The 16,121-nt window shown below is 64.8% G+C and carries 19 protein-coding genes; 11 read left to right on the top strand and 8 right to left on the bottom strand.

Translation table 11 applies throughout. The features are described 5' to 3' along the window. Window positions 1–148 precede the first annotated feature (148 nt). Window positions 149–1,096, bottom strand: coding sequence for a substrate-binding domain-containing protein (locus MesoLj_RS15820; RefSeq protein ID WP_140774100.1), 948 nt, complete (start codon window positions 1,094–1,096; stop codon window positions 149–151). A 734-nt stretch (window positions 1,097–1,830) separates the two neighbouring features. Between MesoLj_RS15820 and MesoLj_RS15815 the strand changes: the two genes are divergently transcribed. Beyond that, window positions 1,831–2,529, top strand: coding sequence for a RibD family protein (locus MesoLj_RS15815; protein WP_202326628.1), 699 nt, complete (start codon window positions 1,831–1,833; stop codon window positions 2,527–2,529). A gap of 268 nt (window positions 2,530–2,797) precedes the next feature. Here MesoLj_RS15815 and MesoLj_RS15810 read toward each other — a convergent pair whose 3' ends face one another. Continuing rightward, window positions 2,798–3,682, bottom strand: coding sequence for an SDR family oxidoreductase (locus tag MesoLj_RS15810; protein ID WP_202326627.1), 885 nt, complete (start codon window positions 3,680–3,682; stop codon window positions 2,798–2,800). Between the two features lie 100 nt (window positions 3,683–3,782). Here MesoLj_RS15810 and MesoLj_RS15805 point away from each other — a divergent pair, with 100 nt between their 5' ends. Continuing rightward, on the top strand, window positions 3,783–4,607 hold the full coding sequence (locus MesoLj_RS15805) for a helix-turn-helix transcriptional regulator (RefSeq protein ID WP_202326626.1): 825 nt from the start codon (window positions 3,783–3,785) through the stop codon (window positions 4,605–4,607). Window positions 4,608–4,624: 17 nt separating this feature from the next. Here MesoLj_RS15805 and MesoLj_RS15800 read toward each other — a convergent pair whose 3' ends face one another. Both MesoLj_RS15800 and MesoLj_RS15795 read right to left on the bottom strand, forming a co-directional pair. Continuing rightward, the gene (locus MesoLj_RS15800) at window positions 4,625–5,530 is read right to left on the bottom strand and encodes an SDR family NAD(P)-dependent oxidoreductase (protein WP_202326625.1); all 906 of its coding nucleotides are present in this window, start codon (window positions 5,528–5,530) and stop codon (window positions 4,625–4,627) included. Window positions 5,531–5,584: 54 nt separating this feature from the next. Beyond that, the gene (locus tag MesoLj_RS15795) at window positions 5,585–6,151 is read right to left on the bottom strand and encodes a TetR/AcrR family transcriptional regulator (RefSeq protein ID WP_202326624.1); all 567 of its coding nucleotides are present in this window, start codon (window positions 6,149–6,151) and stop codon (window positions 5,585–5,587) included. Between the two features lie 218 nt (window positions 6,152–6,369). Between MesoLj_RS15795 and MesoLj_RS15790 the strand changes: the two genes are divergently transcribed. Continuing rightward, window positions 6,370–6,795 carry a GFA family protein gene (locus MesoLj_RS15790; protein ID WP_202326623.1) on the top strand — a complete coding sequence of 142 codons (426 nt, stop codon included), beginning with the start codon at window positions 6,370–6,372 and terminating at the stop codon, window positions 6,793–6,795. Between the two features lie 6 nt (window positions 6,796–6,801). Here the strand turns inward: MesoLj_RS15790 and MesoLj_RS15785 are convergent, their stop codons facing one another. Next, window positions 6,802–7,257: an SRPBCC family protein gene (locus MesoLj_RS15785; protein WP_202326622.1), complete on the bottom strand. Its 456-nt coding sequence runs from the start codon at window positions 7,255–7,257 to the stop codon at window positions 6,802–6,804. 173 nt (window positions 7,258–7,430) lie between these two features. On the opposite strand from MesoLj_RS15785, the gene MesoLj_RS15780 reads away from it, so the two are divergent. Next, on the top strand, window positions 7,431–7,868 hold the full coding sequence (locus MesoLj_RS15780) for a YqaA family protein (RefSeq protein ID WP_140774724.1): 438 nt from the start codon (window positions 7,431–7,433) through the stop codon (window positions 7,866–7,868). 35 nt (window positions 7,869–7,903) lie between these two features. On the opposite strand, the gene MesoLj_RS15775 is transcribed toward MesoLj_RS15780, so the two are convergent. Together MesoLj_RS15775 and MesoLj_RS15770 are read right to left on the bottom strand one after the other, a co-directional pair. Continuing rightward, window positions 7,904–8,674 (bottom strand): IclR family transcriptional regulator, encoded by a 771-nt coding sequence (locus MesoLj_RS15775; protein ID WP_202326621.1) that lies wholly within the window; start codon window positions 8,672–8,674, stop codon window positions 7,904–7,906. 42 nt (window positions 8,675–8,716) lie between these two features. Continuing rightward, window positions 8,717–9,916: an adenosylhomocysteinase gene (locus MesoLj_RS15770; protein WP_202326620.1), complete on the bottom strand. Its 1,200-nt coding sequence runs from the start codon at window positions 9,914–9,916 to the stop codon at window positions 8,717–8,719. A gap of 169 nt (window positions 9,917–10,085) precedes the next feature. Between MesoLj_RS15770 and MesoLj_RS15765 the strand changes: the two genes are divergently transcribed. From MesoLj_RS15765 to MesoLj_RS15735, 7 genes are all read left to right on the top strand, one after another. Further along, window positions 10,086–11,465 carry a sodium:solute symporter family protein gene (locus MesoLj_RS15765; RefSeq protein WP_202326619.1) on the top strand — a complete coding sequence of 460 codons (1,380 nt, stop codon included), beginning with the start codon at window positions 10,086–10,088 and terminating at the stop codon, window positions 11,463–11,465. Between the two features lie 82 nt (window positions 11,466–11,547). Continuing rightward, window positions 11,548–11,991, top strand: coding sequence for a cytidine deaminase (locus tag MesoLj_RS15760; RefSeq protein WP_056571043.1), 444 nt, complete (start codon window positions 11,548–11,550; stop codon window positions 11,989–11,991). 143 nt (window positions 11,992–12,134) lie between these two features. Further along, complete coding sequence (blh, locus tag MesoLj_RS15755; RefSeq protein ID WP_202326618.1) at window positions 12,135–13,430, top strand: bifunctional sulfur transferase/dioxygenase Blh; 1,296 nt, start codon at window positions 12,135–12,137, stop codon at window positions 13,428–13,430. Then, window positions 13,424–13,762, top strand: coding sequence for a sulfite-sensing transcriptional repressor BigR (gene bigR / locus MesoLj_RS15750; RefSeq protein ID WP_202326617.1), 339 nt, complete (start codon window positions 13,424–13,426; stop codon window positions 13,760–13,762). Before blh ends, bigR begins: the two co-directional genes overlap by 7 nt. After that, a complete protein-coding gene (locus tag MesoLj_RS15745; RefSeq protein ID WP_202326616.1) occupies window positions 13,759–14,169 on the top strand; it encodes a YeeE/YedE family protein in 411 nt (136 codons plus the stop codon). Before bigR ends, MesoLj_RS15745 begins: the two co-directional genes overlap by 4 nt. Continuing rightward, on the top strand, window positions 14,166–14,600 hold the full coding sequence (locus tag MesoLj_RS15740) for a YeeE/YedE family protein (RefSeq protein WP_202326615.1): 435 nt from the start codon (window positions 14,166–14,168) through the stop codon (window positions 14,598–14,600). The genes MesoLj_RS15745 and MesoLj_RS15740 overlap by 4 nt, the downstream gene beginning before the upstream one ends. Then, entirely contained in the window at window positions 14,597–15,379 is a 783-nt protein-coding gene (locus MesoLj_RS15735; protein ID WP_202326614.1) for a sulfite exporter TauE/SafE family protein, read from the top strand. The genes MesoLj_RS15740 and MesoLj_RS15735 overlap by 4 nt, the downstream gene beginning before the upstream one ends. Here MesoLj_RS15735 and MesoLj_RS15730 read toward each other — a convergent pair. Further along, window positions 15,366–15,974 carry a class I SAM-dependent methyltransferase gene (locus tag MesoLj_RS15730; protein WP_202326613.1) on the bottom strand — a complete coding sequence of 203 codons (609 nt, stop codon included), beginning with the start codon at window positions 15,972–15,974 and terminating at the stop codon, window positions 15,366–15,368. The genes MesoLj_RS15735 and MesoLj_RS15730 overlap by 14 nt on opposite strands. Window positions 15,975–16,121: the final 147 nt, after the last annotated feature.

The following is a 16,121-nucleotide window of genomic DNA, read 5'->3' as shown; positions in this document are numbered from 1 at the left end:
GGGGGAGATTGGATGTCACGCCGGCTTTCGCCAATCTCAAACGTCGCAAGAAAGGCGCGGTCGAATAAGTTGCCGATCTCCCCCCAAGTGGGGGAGATGTCCAGCAGGACAGAGGGGGGCGCTGTCCCGCCAACCTTGCCAATCGGCCTTACTTCGTCTCGTTCAGCCTCTCGGCCTTGTCGAGATTGTCCTTGCCGATGACGATCGGCGTCAGCAGCACCAGCTTCTCCTTCGGCTCGGTCTTGTTCTTGGCGTAGGCAACCGCGATCTGCACGGCGGTGCGCGACTGCTGGCCGGGGAACTGTTCGACCGTGCCGGCGAGCTTGCCGTCGCGGACCGCGACCAGCGCTTCCGGCAGCGCGTCGAAGCCGTAGATCTTGACGTCGGTGAAGTTGCGCGCCGCGCACGCCTCGAGCGCGCCGAGCGCCATGTCGTCATTGGCGCAAATGATGGCGTCCGGCTTGCCGTTGGCGGCAAGGCCGGCTTCCGTCACCGACAGCGCCTCGGCGCGGGCGAAGTTGGCGGTCTGCTCGAAGATGATCTGGTACTTGTCCTTCAGGGGATCGAGCACATTGTGGACGCCCTTGTTGCGGTCGATGGCCGGACCGGCACCCGGCTGGCCCTGCAGGTGGAACAGCTTGGCGCCATTTGGGAACGCAGCCACGACCGCCTGCGCTTCCGCCTCGCCGCCCTTCACATTGTCGGCGCCGACATGGGCCAGTATGCCCTGGACACCGTCGACGCGACGGTCGATCGTCACCACGGGAACGCCGGCCTTGACCGCTTCCTCGATGGCCGGCGCCAGCGCGTTGACGTCGAGCGGCGAAATCACGATGGCGTTGACCTTCTGCACCAGGGCCGCCTCGATGTCGGCGGTCTGCTTGGTGGCCGAGTTCTGGCCGTCGCTCTCGGTCAGGTTGACGCCCTGCGCCTGCGCTTCCGCCTTGATCTCGTTCAACATGTGCACGAAGAACGGAAAGCCGAGATTGGGCACCGAGCCCAGTATGGTGAGCTTGTCCTCGGCGAACGCCGAACGTGCGGCCAGCACCATCGCGCCCGCGGCCACGGACGTCATCAGGAATTCACGTCTGTTCATGGTTGATCCTCCTCCACAAGAACGCACGGCCCCGGAAACCGGGACGGTTTCAGGAAGGGATCATGCGTCGGTTCAAAGTGTTGGAGCATCCTCCTTGCGCCCGATGGCGCATGCCGCTCCAGCTGATCGCCGTTGCAAAAAACTGCCTCCCATCGGCATCAGCAAAGGGATGCTAACCCAGGGTCAACCATTTGTGCAACATCGATATAACAGTGCCGGACGACGAATTATCGGAATTGTCGGATTTTTGGATTCCCGGCGGGCAAGCGCGGGCCGACCTTGCATCATCTGGAACACATCGGCCAGAGCGCAATCCGCCATGACAATGCATGGCTGGCGGTGCTCCGGGATACCGCACTATTGCGTTTGGGCAACAGAGGCTAACCAACCGGGTAACTTCTGTCAGGCGGGTTGACAATCGCCATCGGCCCGGCAGTTTAGCGCGGTTTGAGGGCCAACGGGGATTCCCAGCATGAAAAAGACTTATGAGCCGCCGCGGATAGTCAGGCGCGGTAAACTTGGTGCGCTCGCCGCCGAGCCGATACCACTCTCACCGCCGCCGCAGATCGATTGATTGCGATTCCTTTGGCCGCCGTCACACGGCCCGTGGCCGGTTGACAGGGTGCCTCGCCGCACCAATTGATGGTGGTAGCCAGACACTATCGCGCTTCGCGGGAAGCCCGTTGCCCAGGAGGTGGCGGGCTTTTTGTTTGGACACCAGTTGGAGAACCCGCATGAAGCCGCACATCATCTGCCACATGCTCGCCTCGCTCGATGGCGGCCTTCACCCCAGCCGCTACACCGTCAGCCCGGACGGGACCCGGGCCGAGTGGTCAGGCCTCTATGAACAGATCCACGGCGACCTCGAAGGCGACGCCTGGATCGTCGGCCGCGTCACCATGGCCGAGATGAGCAAGGCCGGCGCGCACCCGCCGGCACATGCCGGCAAGGTCGAGCGGCCGCATCATTTCGCGCAACGCAATGCGGGACCCTATGCGGTTGCACTCGATGCCTCCGGCAAACTGCACTTCGCCGAGCCGGATGTCGGCGGCGACCATGTCGTGGTGCTGCTCGGGCACGGCGTCTCCGACAGCCATCTGGCGGAACTTACCGGCGACGGCGTGTCCTACATCGTGTCGGAAACGGCCGAGCTCGATCTCGCCGCAATGCTCGATGTGCTCGGGCGCGAACTCGGCATCCGCCGGCTGCTGCTCGAAGGCGGCGCCGGCATCAACGGCTCCTTCTTCGCGGCCGGGCTTGTCGATGAGCTCAGCCTTCTCATCGCCCCCGCGCTCGATGCGCGGGCGGCAAACCAGGGCTTTGTCGAGTTCGGCGAAAGCGGCCTCGCCGGCAAGATGCAGCTGTCGCTGACATCTTGCGAAACGCTGGCGCATGGGGTGATCCATCTGCGCTATGCCGTCAGCCCCGGCTGATCCTGAAAAGGTGGAACCGGTTTTCCGTCCAACCCCCATCGTGTCGTCATCCACGGGCGGAGCAAGGAGCGAAGCGACGCGGCGCAGACCCGAGGATCCATGCCGGGACTCCAACGTGTCACCACGGTGCAGAATTCTGCTCCGCTGCACATTCGTTCAACGTCACGGCATGGATCCTCGGGTCTCCGCGACGGAGCTTCGCTCCTGCTTCGCCCGTGGATGACGAAGTCGGGGAGGCTTCCGCCAACCTCGAACGGTGCTATGCCCCTCAGTACCGCATCGCATCCAGATCGGCGATCAGCGTCGGGCCGGTCGGGTGCCAGCCGAGCCGTGCCTGGGTCAGCGCGCTGGAGGCAGGCAGGTCCATGGGGGCGAACATTGCCATCCAGCCGAAATGCTCCGCCGCCTGTTCCGGCGCGATCGAGACGACCGGCAGGTTGAGGCCCCGGCCAAGCGCCTCGGCGATCGCGCGCACTTCGACGCCTTCCTCGCCGACCGCGTGATAGCGCGCGCCCGGCTGCCGCTTTTCCACGGCCAACCTGTAGAGCCGCGCCGCGTCCAGGACATGGCCGGCGGAGAAGCGGTTGCGGCCTTCGCCGACATAGGCCGAGACGCCTTTCTGCCGCGCGATCTCGATCAGCGGCGAGATGAGCCCCTGCTTGACCGGATTGTGCACCTGCGGCAGGCGCACCACCGACACATTGATGCCGGCCTCCAGCAAGGCATTGCCGGCGAGTTCCGAGGCGATGCGCGGGTTGGGATGGCTGGGATTGAAGACATCCTCGACCGCCAGCTGGCCATGTCCCGGGCTGCCCATGCCGACGCCCGACGTGATCACCAGCGGCCGGTCGGATCCGGCCAGCGCCGCGCCAAGTGCAGCGATGACGCGCTTGTCCTTTTCGCAATTCTCGGCAAAGCGCGAAAAGTCATGGTCGAACGCCGTGTGGATCACGGCGTCCGCCTTCGCCGCGCCGTCGCGCAGGCCCTCCGGCTCTTCGAGGGTTCCGCGATGCACCTCGGCGCCTGCCGCAGCGAGTGCCTCGGCGCCTGCCTCGGAGCGGGTGACGCCGACCACCTGGTGGCCGGCCTTGATGAGTTCGGGAACGATGGCCGAGCCGATGAAGCCGGTCGCGCCGGTCAAAAAGATACGCATGCAAAATCTCCTGCGGTTGCCTGCGTAATATCGACGGTCTATTATTCCATTAAAGTAGTGACCTTATCATGGTATAATCTTTAACAGGGTGCCTGACAGAATGCCTTCCCCCGGTTCACTCGCAGCCTTCCTGAAAGACCGGCGCACCCGGCTCGACCCCGCCTCGTTCGGCTTTTCCGGCCGCAGGCGCACGCCGGGGCTGCGCCGCGAAGAGGTCGCCCAGCGCGCCAACATCAGCCCGACCTGGTACACATGGCTGGAACAGGGCCGCGGCGGCGCGCCTTCGGCCGATGTGCTGAACCGCATCGCCAAGGGGCTGCTTTTGACCGAGGCGGAGCGCGAACATCTCTTCATGCTCGGGCTCGGGCGCCCGCCCGAGGTTCGCTACCGGGGCGACGAAGGCGTCAGCCCCCGGCTGCAACGCCTCATCGACACGCTCGATGCCAGCCCCGCTCTGGTCAAGACCGCGACCTGGGACGTCGTTGCCTGGAACCGTGCCGCTGAGGTCGTGCTGACCGACTACAGCACCATCCCCGCCGGCCGGCGCAACGTCCTGCGCTTCATGTTCCTCACGCCCCACATTCGCGCCAAGCAGCACGATTGGCAAAACCTCGCCCGTTTCGTGGTCGGCGCCTTCCGCGCCGACGCCGCGCGCGCCGGCGCGGTCTCCGAGGTAACCCAGCTGGTGGACGAACTGTGCAACGGCAGCCCCGAATTCGCCGTCCTGTGGCGGGAGAACGACGTGCTCGCCCATGGCGACGGAACAAAGCGCCTGAAGCACCCGGAACTGGGGGACATCGAGCTGGAATACTCGTCCTTCGCGGTCGACGGCAGGCCGGATTTGAACCTGACCGTCTACAACCCGATCGACAGCAAGGTCGCCGACCGCATCCGCGCGCTGGCCCGGCACACCAAGGCGGCTTGAAGCTCCAACTTCATCGCCTAAGCTATTACCTTGGCAAGAAAATCCCTGGTCTCGGCAACCACGCGATCCTGGAATTGCGGGTCACGGGCAAGCGTCGAGGCGAGCATAGGCTCACCGACCTCATCGTAATAGACGCCGGTCGCCCCTGATGGATTGAGCAAGACCTTGGTTATGACGCGGGCCGCGCGCTTTGGCGTGCTCCAGTATTTGACATAAGGGGCGACCAGCGACAGGACAGGCAGCAGCAGGTAGCGCAGCAACACATTGGCATCGCGTCCGAGTCCGGTCGCCGGTGCGAATCCCGGTTCGACGGCATTGAAGCGCAGACGCGGCGTCTCGCGCGCGAACGCCATGGCCGATGCGAGAATGCACAGCTTCGACGTGGCGTAGGCATCCGCACCTGGCATCGTCGAGCCACCCCGCAGCCACTCCCCGCGCGCGCTGGCTTCCACGCTGACAAAGCGGCCGCCGCGAAAACCGGCAATCCGGGCCGGCCTGCGTTCAGGGTCTTCGACCCCCGAGGCGATGAAGACGACATTGGCGCCGTCGGGAAGATGCGGCACGAGCGCTTCGGTCAGCGCGAACGGACCGAGATGGTTGGTGGCGAACGCCAGGTCCCAGCCAAGCGCATTCTGCCGGGCGCCCAGTGGCATGATGCCGGCATTGTTGAGCAGGCCGGCCATGGGAAGATCCAGTGCGACGATCTCGGCCACGGCCCTGCTCACACTCTGGGGATCGGCCAGGTCGCACACCACGGACACGGCATGCTGACCTCGTCCCGCGATGATCTTGCGCACATCGCCGAGCTTGCGCTGGTCGCGGCCAACCAGCACCACGGTGCCGTGCTTGGCCAGTTCGAGTGCCGTGAAGCGGCCTATGCCCGAGGTCGGGCCTGTGATGACGAAAGCCGGTCGTCCGGTCATCTGCGTCTCCTTTATAATTGTCTGTCTAGTCAGTCATTAATCAGCGAAATTTTTTTAGGCGATCATGCGCCACATCGCGTCGAACGAGTCCGCGCAATGCTTCTGCGCATTGGCAGGATCCCGGATGATGAAATCGACGACGGCGTCGGCCACCCCTGTCATCAGCGTGGCGACAAGAGCGATCGGAACATCGCGCATGGGGCCTTCCGCGCGGCTCTGCTCCAACAATTTCGCCACGCCGGCCATGGTCCGGTGCCCGATCTCACGGCTTTGCGGCGTGATGTCGTCCGAGACCGCCAGATGCGCGAGCGTCCGGCGCTTTTGCGGCCAAGATGTCGCCCATTGCAGCGAGCCGAACCACACATGGCGCATCTGCGTGCGGATGTCGCCGTCAGTCGGAAGTCCATCGAGGGAAGCGGCGGCCATCTCCGTCTTCAACTCGACATAGAGCTGGTTGAGCAGGTCGGCCTTGGTCTCGAAATAGGTGAACAGCGAGCCGTTGGAGACACCCGCCTCCTTCGCGACAACAGCCGTTGGCGCACTCAGGCCCTGTGATGCGATGACACGCGTGGCCGCCGCCAGAATGGCGCTGCGCTTGTCCTCGCTTTTCGGTCTGGCCACGGTTTTCTCCTGGATTTGCAGCGCGGTTTATAAAAGAGTGACCAGTCAGTCAAGAGATTTTGCGCGACACGACGCGCTCTGGTGCAAGGCCGTTGGGCAATCACCCGCGGCGACGACACTGCCGGCAACGACCAGCTGGCCGGCTAACGGCGCCGAGACGTTCTTGTCCTCTTGCCAGGACCCGACGTAGAAGTGACCGAACAGGAGACACAGGCAACATGGTGGGTGACACGAACCTTCGGGCTGGCCAGTGCCATTGCGGCGCGGTGCGTTTCGAGGCGACGCTCAGCGACGGGTTCAATTCGATCCGCCGCTGCACCTGTTCTTACTGCCGGATGCGAGGCGCCGTCGTCGTCATGGCTGAAATGGGCGGGGTCAGGATCCTGCAGGGGGAGGATGCCCTGACGACATATCGCTTCCATACCGGATCGGCGCAGCACTTCTTCTGTTCCCGCTGCGGAATATACACACATCATCAACGACGCTCGAACCAGAACCTGTATGCCGTGAACGTGGCTTGCCTGGACGGGGTAAGCCCATTCGATTTCCCGGAGGTGCCTGTCATGGATGGCGTCAATCATACGAACGACACCGGCAGGCCGACGCGCCGAGCAGGCACCCTGCGCTTTATCCCGGCCGACTGACCGCCGTCATGACCGCCCTTCGCAGACCGCCTTCAGGATCTGCAAGGTCGGCCCCCAATAGAGATTGGCATGCGGGCGGATCGCCGGTTCGGCGAAATCGCTGAGTGTCAACGTCAGCAGCGTTCCGCCGTCGGCCGGCGCCAGGGCGAAACCGACCACGGTGTGGTTCTCGGGCAAGTCCGCCAGGCGCGAGGCCGACAGCGTGCTCCAGTAGCTGTAGGCGAACCGCCTCTCCGGCTCGAACACCCGCACAGTGCCGTGGTTTTCGAACGGCATTCCATGCAGCACGCCGCGTATCACGATCGTACCGCCTTGATGTCCCTGCAGGCTGACGGTCAGGTCCTCGTCCGACATCCATTGCGGAATCATCCCGGGCGTCGTCAGCACCCGCCAGACCTCAGCCGGCTCGGCATCGATGGCGATCGCCTTGACGATCGGCGCGGCGCCGGTGGAACCGTTCACGGGCGCAGGGTCCGCGCGGTCGCGGCAGCGGCGCGGCCGGGACCACGCCAGGCGTGGTTGGCCGTCAAAAGAACCGCATCCGCGCGCCGCATCATCCGACAGACCGCACTTGCAAGATCCGGCCCTGGAGGGTAGCGAGGCACCATCCTGCACCCACCCGCACAGGTAGACAGCTGACTGCGTTTTGCGCCTATGCCGGCCTGTTCCTGAGCGCCCTGGTCGCGGCCACCATCCTTCCTGCCCAGTCGGAGGCCGTTCTGGCCGTCATGCTGGCCAGCAAGGCCTATTCGGCCCTGCTGCTGCTCGCAGTCGCCAGCGCGGGAAATGTCCTGGGCGCCGTGATCAACTGGTTCCTTGGCCGGGAAATCCTGCGCTTCTCGGGTCGCCGCTGGTTTCCGGTCACGCCGGCCGCCCTTCAATCCGCCTCTAAATGGTACCATCGCTACGGCAGATGGTCGTTGCTGGCCAGTTGGCTGCCGATCGTCGGCGACCCGCTCACGGTCGTCGCCGGCGTGTTGCGCGAACCGTTCTGGAGCTTCCTTGTGCTGGTCACGATCGGCAAAACGGCGCGATACGCGGTGCTGGGCTGGATCGTCCTCAGTTGGACATGACAGGGAACCGCTTGCCGGTGATGTCCCCGGCAGTGTCATTGCGCCGGCTCGGGCGCCAGCACCAGCGCGATCTCCCGCGCCGCCTCCGCCGCGTGGCGGCGCACGGTGGCAAGGTCGAGCATGCTGTAGGTGGTTGCCACATAGGGCACGGTGAGTGCCGCGACCGACTGGCCGAACGGCCCGATGACCGGAAAGGCAAGATCGATGACGCCCGGCTGCAGCCCGTCCGCCACCTCCTCATGGCCGGCGGCGCGGATGCGGGCAAGCGCATCGCGCATTTCGGCCTTTTCATCAGGAATACCAGCGGCTTGCAGCCATTGGCTGACTCTGTCCTGCGGCTGGAACGCCATCAGCGTGCGGCCTGTCGCGGTGCCGAACAGCGGAAACTCGGCACCGACGCGGACACGGAAGCCGAACGCCGCCGGGCTTTCCACCTGCGCCAGGATCAGCACCCTTCCGGCATTGTGGACGCCGAGATTGCACGATTGCTGGATGGCGTCGGAAAGCCGCCGCATCGACGGCAGCGCCGCCTGGACGAGGCCACGCAACGGCTCGTGCCGGTGCGCCAGTTCGAAAAGGCGCGGCGACAGGAAATAGAGCCCGGCCGGTCGGTCGCGGAAGATGTAGCCGCGCCGCTCCAGCGCCTGCAGCACGCGATAGATCTGGTGGATGGAGCGGCCGACCGCTTCGGAAATCTGGCCCTGGTTCAGCCCGTCCTTCTGCTCGGCCAGCAGTTCGATGATGTCGAACGCCTTTTCCAGGGCCGGTACCGAATAATCCGGCGCTTCCGCGGTCTTGCCAGCCATGCCCCACAATCCTTCAGAACCAGAATCAAGGGCTTACTATAGTTACAAGGCGGCCCCCATCGTAGCCGTCATCAGCCGGGCGATGCGCCGGTTGATGTCGTCGGGCACGGGCTGCGCGCCCCCAACCAATCCCTCGCCCCTGGCCACCCGCTCCAGCGACAGCGCCTGCAGCATGAAGCCGATATCCATGGATTCGATCGAATTGCCCTTCGGCTCGACGCCGGCAAGGTTGAACATGCGCCCCTCGGCAACGAGGATGACATGGCGTCCATTGGCAAGGTCGAGGCGCCGCAGCGTGCCGTCCAGGTCGGTGGCGGACACGGTCATGGCGTTGAGACCTTCGGTGTCGATCTCCCACGGGAAATGCCCGGAATTGGCCAGCACCGCGCCATCCTGCATGACGGCGATCGCTTGCGCCGGCAGCACGCCAGCGCGGCCGGTGGCGGTGACGAACACTTCCGCCCACGGCGCGAGGTCGGCGAGCGGCGCCACGCGGTAGCCGTCGAGTGCCGCCTCCAGCGCTTTGATCTCGTCGATTTCGACGATGGCCACCCGGCCGCCCAGCGCCCGCAAATATTGCGCGATGCCGCGCCCGCACCAGCCATAGCCGATGACGCAGAAGCGCCGGCCGGGGATCATCAGGTTGGTGATGCGCATGAAGCTTTCCACCACCGACTGGCCGACCGCGTGCTTGTTCTCGCCGATCGCCTTCAGCGGGCTGTCGTTGATGACGATGGAGGGGAACGGCACCTTGCCGGCCAGTTCGCCGCGCAGCCGGTCGCCGCCCGAGGTCGTCTCCTCGGTGCCGCCCAGTATGGACGCCGCCCTGCCCCGCTCGACGATGCCGGCGGCGAGGTCGGCGCCATTGTCGAGCAGCATGTCGGGCTCAGCGTCCAGCACCCGCGCCAGATTGGCGTGATGGTCGGCGAGCGAGTCGGCGCGGCGGCCGAAAATGCCGATGCCCTGGCTCTGCAGGAAGGCGACGACATCATCCTGCGTCGAGCCGTGATTGCCGGTGCCGACGATCTCGGCGCCGCCTTCGGCCAGCACTTCCAGCAGCACCGCCGTCTTGGGCTCGACATGCAGCGACACGCCGATGCGCCGGCCAGCAAAAGGCCGCGTGCGGCGGAATTCCCCGCGCAGTCCGGCCAGCAACGCCATTCGCGAACGGATCCAGGCGATGCGGGCGCCACCGCGCTCGACCAGCTCGGGGGTCGCCGGATTGGCCTGGGCTTGGGTCATTCGAAGTCTCCGATCACGATCCAGATTCAGCACTTGCAAAAAAGATTTTTGCATGTGACAAATCTTGCAGAGGGTCGTCAAGCCCCCACGAGAAGGGGCAACGGACAGCAGCGCGGCGCGCCCCAGGGCGTACGGCGCGCCATCGGCTTTGCATGTGAAGGGGTACGAAATGGGAAATCTGGATATAGCTGTCGTCGCCATCTATCTCGTGGCGGTCACCGGCATCGGGCTGTTCTTCGCCCGCTCGATCAAGACCGAGGAAGACTACATCGTCGCCGGCCGGCGCATGGGGCCGCTATGGCTGACCATCTCCGCCTTCGCCTCCTGGACGGGCCTGGCCGGCCTGTTCGGCACGCCCGAAATGGTCGTGCGCTACGGCATATCGGGAACCTGGTGGTGGTTCACCTTCCCGATCGGCCTGCTGTTGATGGGCATCTTCCTGGCCAAGATCGTGCGCCAGCGCATGCATGTGACGACGCCCGACATCGTCGCTCAGGAATATCCCGATTCAGTGCGCGTCGCCGCCTCGCTGGTGACGAGCTGGAACTATCTCGCCTGGGCGGCGGCTCAGGTGTTCGGCATCTCCATGGTGTTCACGCTGTTCTCCGGCATGGATCCGACGACCGGCGCCATCGTCGCCTTCCTCGTCGTCATCGTCTACACCATGCTCGGCGGCTTCCTCGCCGTGGTGGCGACCGACGTGCTGCAGGCCGTCATCTTCCTCATCGTCATCGGCGTGGTGGCGCCTCTGTTCGTCATCTTCGGGCCTGGCGTGCCGCACATCTATGAGGCGACCAAGGACATTCCCGGCTTCTACAATCTGTTCGCCAACGTGCCGCCGGCGACGCTGTTCGTCTGGTTCCTGCTCCTGCCCGCCGGTTTCATCGACACGATCGGCTTCCAGCGCGTCTTTTCCGCCAACTCGCCCGACACGGCGCGCCGGGGCATGATCAACGGCTTTCTCATCATGGCCGTGTTCGGCGTCATCCTCACCTTCCTCGGCGTCGCCGCCAAGGCGCTGCTGCCGGCCGACACCAACCCGGTCAACGCAATGCCCGACCTGATGGTGCAGCTTCTGCCGCATGGCGTCATCGGCGTGCTGGTCGCCGCCTTCCTGGCGGTGGCGATGTCGACGGCGAGCACGACCCTGCTGGTGACAGCCACAACGCTGCAGCGCGACGTGATCTCGCGGCTGCGCCCCGACGCCAGCGACCGGGAAAGGCTGTGGACCAGCCGCATCCTGCTGCTCGTGCTCGGCCTCGTCGCCCTGGTCGTGGCGCTCAGCGTGCCCGGCATCGTCACCATCCTGATGCTCGGCTTCTCGGTCTATGTGCCGGGCCTGCTGCTGCCGGTGCTGTCGGCCACTTTCGGCTGGCGCATTCCGTCCTGGTCGATGCTGGCGACCATCGTCATCGGCTCCGGCTCGACCGCGATCCTGGTGCTGCTGGGCGAGCCGGGCGGCATCCCAGCCTCGCTGGTCGGCTTCATCCTCTCGGTCGTTCCCTTCGTCGCGGGACTTGTCACGCGATCGGAACGGCAGCCGGCCTGAGCCAGCGAAAGACCGGGAAAAGCAATCAGATAAGGCTCCATCCTGAATCAGTGCGGGATGGAGCCCGGATGCGGAGAAACCAATGCTGAAGACCACTTTCGACAGGCTTTCAAGTGCCGACCAGGCGCTCGTCACCGCCGCGGCGCAAGCGCGCGACAAGGCCTATACGCCCTACTCCAACCACAAGGTCGGCTCGGCCGTGCGCACCGCATCGGGCCGGCTTTTCGCCGCCTGCAATGTCGAGGTCGTCACCCTCCAGCAATCGGTCCACGCCGAGCGCAACGCCGTGATGCAGATGGCGGCGGCGGGCGAGCGCCAGATCGAGGCCATCGTCTGCCACGGTCCCTATTCGGGCGTACCCTGCGCCGAATGCCGGCAAGTGATCTGGGAGTTCTGCTGCGATGATCCGGAGGTGAAGATCATCGGTTCGACGCTCGACGGCGAGATCGAACTGATGACGATCGGCGAGATCTATCCGAGCCCCTACGGCCCGGGCACCAAGGGCATCGACCCCCGCAAGTTCTGAGGCGGGGAGCGCCCGCCCCCTCCCGCAAGGTCGCTTGCGGACCACCTTCGGCAACCCCCCGCACATTTCCACGCGGGCTTCTTGCATCGATCATCATTATACATTATGTGCAATTGTATATTGAATGAACCAGGTGCTCGAACATGACCATCATCCGTGTAAATGACGTGCTGAGCGTCGGCCCCCAGCCCTCGATTCCCGAAGTCCGGTCGCTTGCGGGCCACGGGTTTGCGGGAATGATCAACGCTCGACCTGACGGCGAGGAGGCCTCCCAGCCCGGAAACACCGCCGAGCGGGAGGCGGCCGGTCACGCCGGTGTTTCCTACACCTTCATACCCGTCACCATGCCGACCATCACGGAGGCGGATGTGCGGGCCTTCCAGGCGGCCATGGCCGATGCCGGCGGCCCGGTCTTTGCTCATTGCAAGTCCGGCACCCGTGCCCTGACCCTCTATGTGCTGGGCGAGGCCCTCGATGACCGCATGTCACCCCGGAATATCGACGCTCTTGGCTCGAAACTCGGCATCGACCTGTCGGCGGCGTCGCGATGGCTCGAAGCGCACAGGCGGCTGCGACCGGACGTGAAAGGGTTCTACGATCCCCGCACAGGAAGCGTGCAATATGTGGTTTCGGACCCGGATACCCGGAAATGCGCCATTGTCGATCCGGTTCTTGATTTCGACGAGAAGTCCGGAGCGACCGCGACGCGTAACGCCGACGCTATGCTTGCCTATGTCGCCGAGAACGGGTTGAGCATCGAATGGATTCTCGACACCCATCCTCATGCCGACCACCTTTCGGCCGCCCAGTATCTGAAGCAGAAGACGGGCGCCCCGACCGCGATCGGAGCGCGGGTGGTCGATGTCCAGCGCCTGTGGCGAGGCATCTACAACTGGCCCGAACTTCGTGTCGACGGTTCGCAGTGGGACAGGCTGTTCTCGGACGGCGACACTTTCAAGGTCGGTTCCATAGCCGCGCGCGTGATGTTTTCGCCCGGTCACACCCTGGCGTCGATCACCTACGTGATCGGCGATGCGGCGTTTGTCCACGACACCATCTTCATGCCCGACAGCGGCACGGCTCGCGCCGATTTTCCCGGTGGGGACGCTCGCATCCTGTGGAAATCGATCCAGGACATCCTGAAGCTTCCGGATGAGACCCGCCTGTTCACGGGCCATGATTACCAGCCGGGCGGACGCGAGCCGAGGTGGGAAGGCACGGTCGGCGAACAGAAGCGTGCCAACGCGCACCTGGCGGGCATGAGTGAAGAGGCCTTTGCCGGATTGCGCATGGCGCGTGACCGGACGCTGCCGATGCCCAAGCTCATCCTGCATGCCCTGCAGGTCAACGTCCAGGCGGGGCGTATGCCGGAGCCGGAAGCAAACGGTACGCGCTATCTGAAATTTCCCCTCGATGCGTTGCCGGGAGCAGTATGGTGAGCGAGATCCAGCCCGATACGGTGAACATGTCGCCCGCCGCCATGGAATCGCGCGCCGGTGAAGTGGCGGCCTTGCTGAAGACACTGGCGCATCCAATGCGGCTGATGCTCGTCTGCACCCTTGTCGAAGGCGAGTATTCGGTCAGCCAGCTGGAAGAAAGGCTCGACATCCATCAGCCGAACCTTTCCCAGCAACTGACCGTGTTGCGCGACGCCAACATTGTGGAAACGCGGCGAGACGGCAAACAGATCTTCTACCGGCTGACCGCCGAAAAGGCCGCTCGACTGGTTGCGGCACTTTACACGATCTTCTGTTCGGAAGGTCGGCCATGACCTCCTATCTCGTATCCCTTCTTGGTGGGGCCCTCATCGGTCTTTCATCGGCCATCCTGCTGATGCTGAACGGCAGGATCGCCGGCGTCAGCGGGATTGTCGGCAGGGCGGTCCAGGGCATCGATATCCGGACAAACGCCGCCTTCGTCGCCGGATTGCTGCTTGGCCCGGTGGTGTACTTCACGGCTTTCCGTCACTGGCCGGCCGTGACCGTGACGGCGTCGCTGCCATTGGTGATGCTTGCGGGATTGCTGGTCGGCTTTGGGTCCCGGATGGGCTCGGGTTGCACCAGCGGTCATGGCGTGATGGGGCTGGCCCGGCTGTCGCCACGTTCGATCGTCGCGGTCGTGACGTTCCTTGCGAGCGGCATCGCGGCTGTCGCGCTTCTGCGCGGAGCAGTCTTGTGAAACACACCAAACTGCAGCCTGCCGCCGCCTTGGCCGCGGGCACGCTTTTCGGATTCGGCCTGGCACTGTCGGGCATGCTCGATCCTGTCCGCGTCCAGGGCTTTCTCGACGTCTTTGGCGCGTGGGATCCGAGCCTGGCCTTCGTGCTGGCCGGTGCCGTCGCGGTTGCGATGGCGGGCATGGCCTGGATCCGGCGAATGTCGCGACCGCTGCTGGCGGATCGCTTTCATTGGCCGATGAACGCGCGGATCGACGCCCCTCTTGTCATCGGCTCGGCGATCTTCGGCCTTGGCTGGGGCCTGGGCGGGTTTTGCCCCGGCCCGGCACTGGCTTCGCTGTCGCTTGGGCTGATGCCAACCCTGGTCTTCGTGGCCTTCATGCTGGCGGGAATGGTTGTCCATGACCGCTTCTTTCCCAGGAGACCATCATGACCGGTACATTGTTTGCCGCCGTCGGCTCCGGCGGCCTGGTCGGCTTCACCCTTGGCCTTGTCGGCGGCGGCGGATCGATCCTTGCCACGCCGCTCCTGCTCTATGTCGTCGGCGTAGCCCAACCCCACATCGCCATCGGCACGGGCGCGCTTGCGGTGGCCGCCAACGCGTTCGCGAACTTCGGCAGCCATGCGTTGAAGGGTCACGTCTGGTGGCGCTGCGCGCTTGTCTTCGCCGCACTGGGTTCCGTGGGGGCCCTGGCGGGATCGACGCTTGGAAAGTCGATCGACGGGGCGCATCTGCTTTTCCTGTTCGGGCTGCTGATGCTGGTGGTGGGCGGCTTGATGGTCCTTCCCAGGCGCGGCGCCTCGACCACGGCCCGGCCCGTCGACGCCAAGATGTGCGCGATGACCGCCGCGGTCGCCGTCGTCGCCGGCGCGGCCTCCGGCTTCTTCGGCATAGGTGGCGGCTTCCTCATCGTGCCCGGGCTGATCCTGGCCACCGGAATGCCGACGATCAATGCGATAGGCACGTCCCTGCTTGCCGTCGCGGCCTTCGGTCTCGCCACGGCCTTCAACTACGCGCTATCGGGAATGGTCGACTGGCAGTTGGCCGGCGAATTCATCGTTGGCGGTATTGGCGGAGGCTTGATCGGCATGTTGGCGGCAACCCGCCTGGCATCCTACAAGAACGTGCTCAACCGCATCTTCGCAGCCCTGATCTTTGTCGTCGCGGGCTATGTCCTCTACCGGAGCATCGGCGCGTTCACCCTGGGGTAGCGGCCTTGTGTTCGAACACCGCCCCGTAGTGATACGGCGGCAGATCGACCATTCGCAGAAGCCGGAAACCGGCAGCCTCCAGAACCGCCGCCACCGCTTCGGGTGACATGCGCATCTCCGTCCTGGGGCCGCGCGGCTGACCAAGCACGGTCGTGCTCTCTCGCGGCAGCCGATGCCAATTGACGAGCGCGAACAGGCCGCGCGGCTTGAGCGTACGGGCGACGGCTTTGACGAGGGCCGGCTGGTCGGGCACTCCGTGGAAGGTGTTGGCGATCAGCACGAAGTCGATTTTCTCCGGTATCAGTTCCGCGACTTCGCCGGCATCCGCGACAATCCACTTCAGGACCGAAACGCCGAGCCGCTTCACCTCGGCCTTGGCCGCCTCGATCATGCCCGGGTCGAGATCGAGCGCATAGACGCGGCCGCTGACGATTTTCGCAAGCGGAGCGGTGAAATAGCCATCGCCGCAACACAGGTCCAGGGCCGTCATGCCTGGCTCGACGCCCAACGACAGCAAGAGCCCCGACGGGTCTGGCCAAAGCGCCTCCCACCAATCGCGGTCAGGCATGGAGGTGGCAGGAAACATTCCAGTCATGGGCGGACGCTCTAGAGCAATTCCAGGAAAAGTGTTAGCGGCTTTCCGTCTGGAATTGCGTCAAAACAAAGAGTTAGAGCGGTTCGCCGTTTCCATGAAATGGTGAAACGCTCTAGAAATTGCGCCGCGGGCAGCTTTGACCGGTAC

Origin of the sequence: Mesorhizobium sp. 113-3-9 (assembly GCF_016756515.1) — a bacterium.
GTDB lineage: Bacteria > Pseudomonadota > Alphaproteobacteria > Rhizobiales > Rhizobiaceae > Mesorhizobium.
Note: the sequence above shows the minus strand (reverse complement) of the source record. Positions and strands in the feature narration are given on the sequence as shown.

Coding starts and splice junctions, on each gene's coding strand:
- MesoLj_RS15820 (WP_140774100.1), bottom strand. CDS start 1,096: ATGAACAGACGTGAATTCCTGATGACGTCCGTGGCCGCGGGCGCGATG.
- MesoLj_RS15815 (WP_202326628.1), top strand. CDS start 1,831: ATGAAGCCGCACATCATCTGCCACATGCTCGCCTCGCTCGATGGCGGC.
- MesoLj_RS15810 (WP_202326627.1), bottom strand. CDS start 3,682: ATGCGTATCTTTTTGACCGGCGCGACCGGCTTCATCGGCTCGGCCATC.
- MesoLj_RS15805 (WP_202326626.1), top strand. CDS start 3,783: ATGCCTTCCCCCGGTTCACTCGCAGCCTTCCTGAAAGACCGGCGCACC.
- MesoLj_RS15800 (WP_202326625.1), bottom strand. CDS start 5,530: ATGACCGGACGACCGGCTTTCGTCATCACAGGCCCGACCTCGGGCATA.
- MesoLj_RS15790 (WP_202326623.1), top strand. CDS start 6,370: ATGGTGGGTGACACGAACCTTCGGGCTGGCCAGTGCCATTGCGGCGCG.
- MesoLj_RS15775 (WP_202326621.1), bottom strand. CDS start 8,674: ATGGCTGGCAAGACCGCGGAAGCGCCGGATTATTCGGTACCGGCCCTG.
- MesoLj_RS15770 (WP_202326620.1), bottom strand. CDS start 9,916: ATGACCCAAGCCCAGGCCAATCCGGCGACCCCCGAGCTGGTCGAGCGC.
- MesoLj_RS15765 (WP_202326619.1), top strand. CDS start 10,086: ATGGGAAATCTGGATATAGCTGTCGTCGCCATCTATCTCGTGGCGGTC.
- MesoLj_RS15760 (WP_056571043.1), top strand. CDS start 11,548: ATGCTGAAGACCACTTTCGACAGGCTTTCAAGTGCCGACCAGGCGCTC.
- blh (WP_202326618.1), top strand. CDS start 12,135: ATGACCATCATCCGTGTAAATGACGTGCTGAGCGTCGGCCCCCAGCCC.
- bigR (WP_202326617.1), top strand. CDS start 13,424: ATGGTGAGCGAGATCCAGCCCGATACGGTGAACATGTCGCCCGCCGCC.
- MesoLj_RS15745 (WP_202326616.1), top strand. CDS start 13,759: ATGACCTCCTATCTCGTATCCCTTCTTGGTGGGGCCCTCATCGGTCTT.
- MesoLj_RS15735 (WP_202326614.1), top strand. CDS start 14,597: ATGACCGGTACATTGTTTGCCGCCGTCGGCTCCGGCGGCCTGGTCGGC.
- MesoLj_RS15730 (WP_202326613.1), bottom strand. CDS start 15,974: ATGACTGGAATGTTTCCTGCCACCTCCATGCCTGACCGCGATTGGTGG.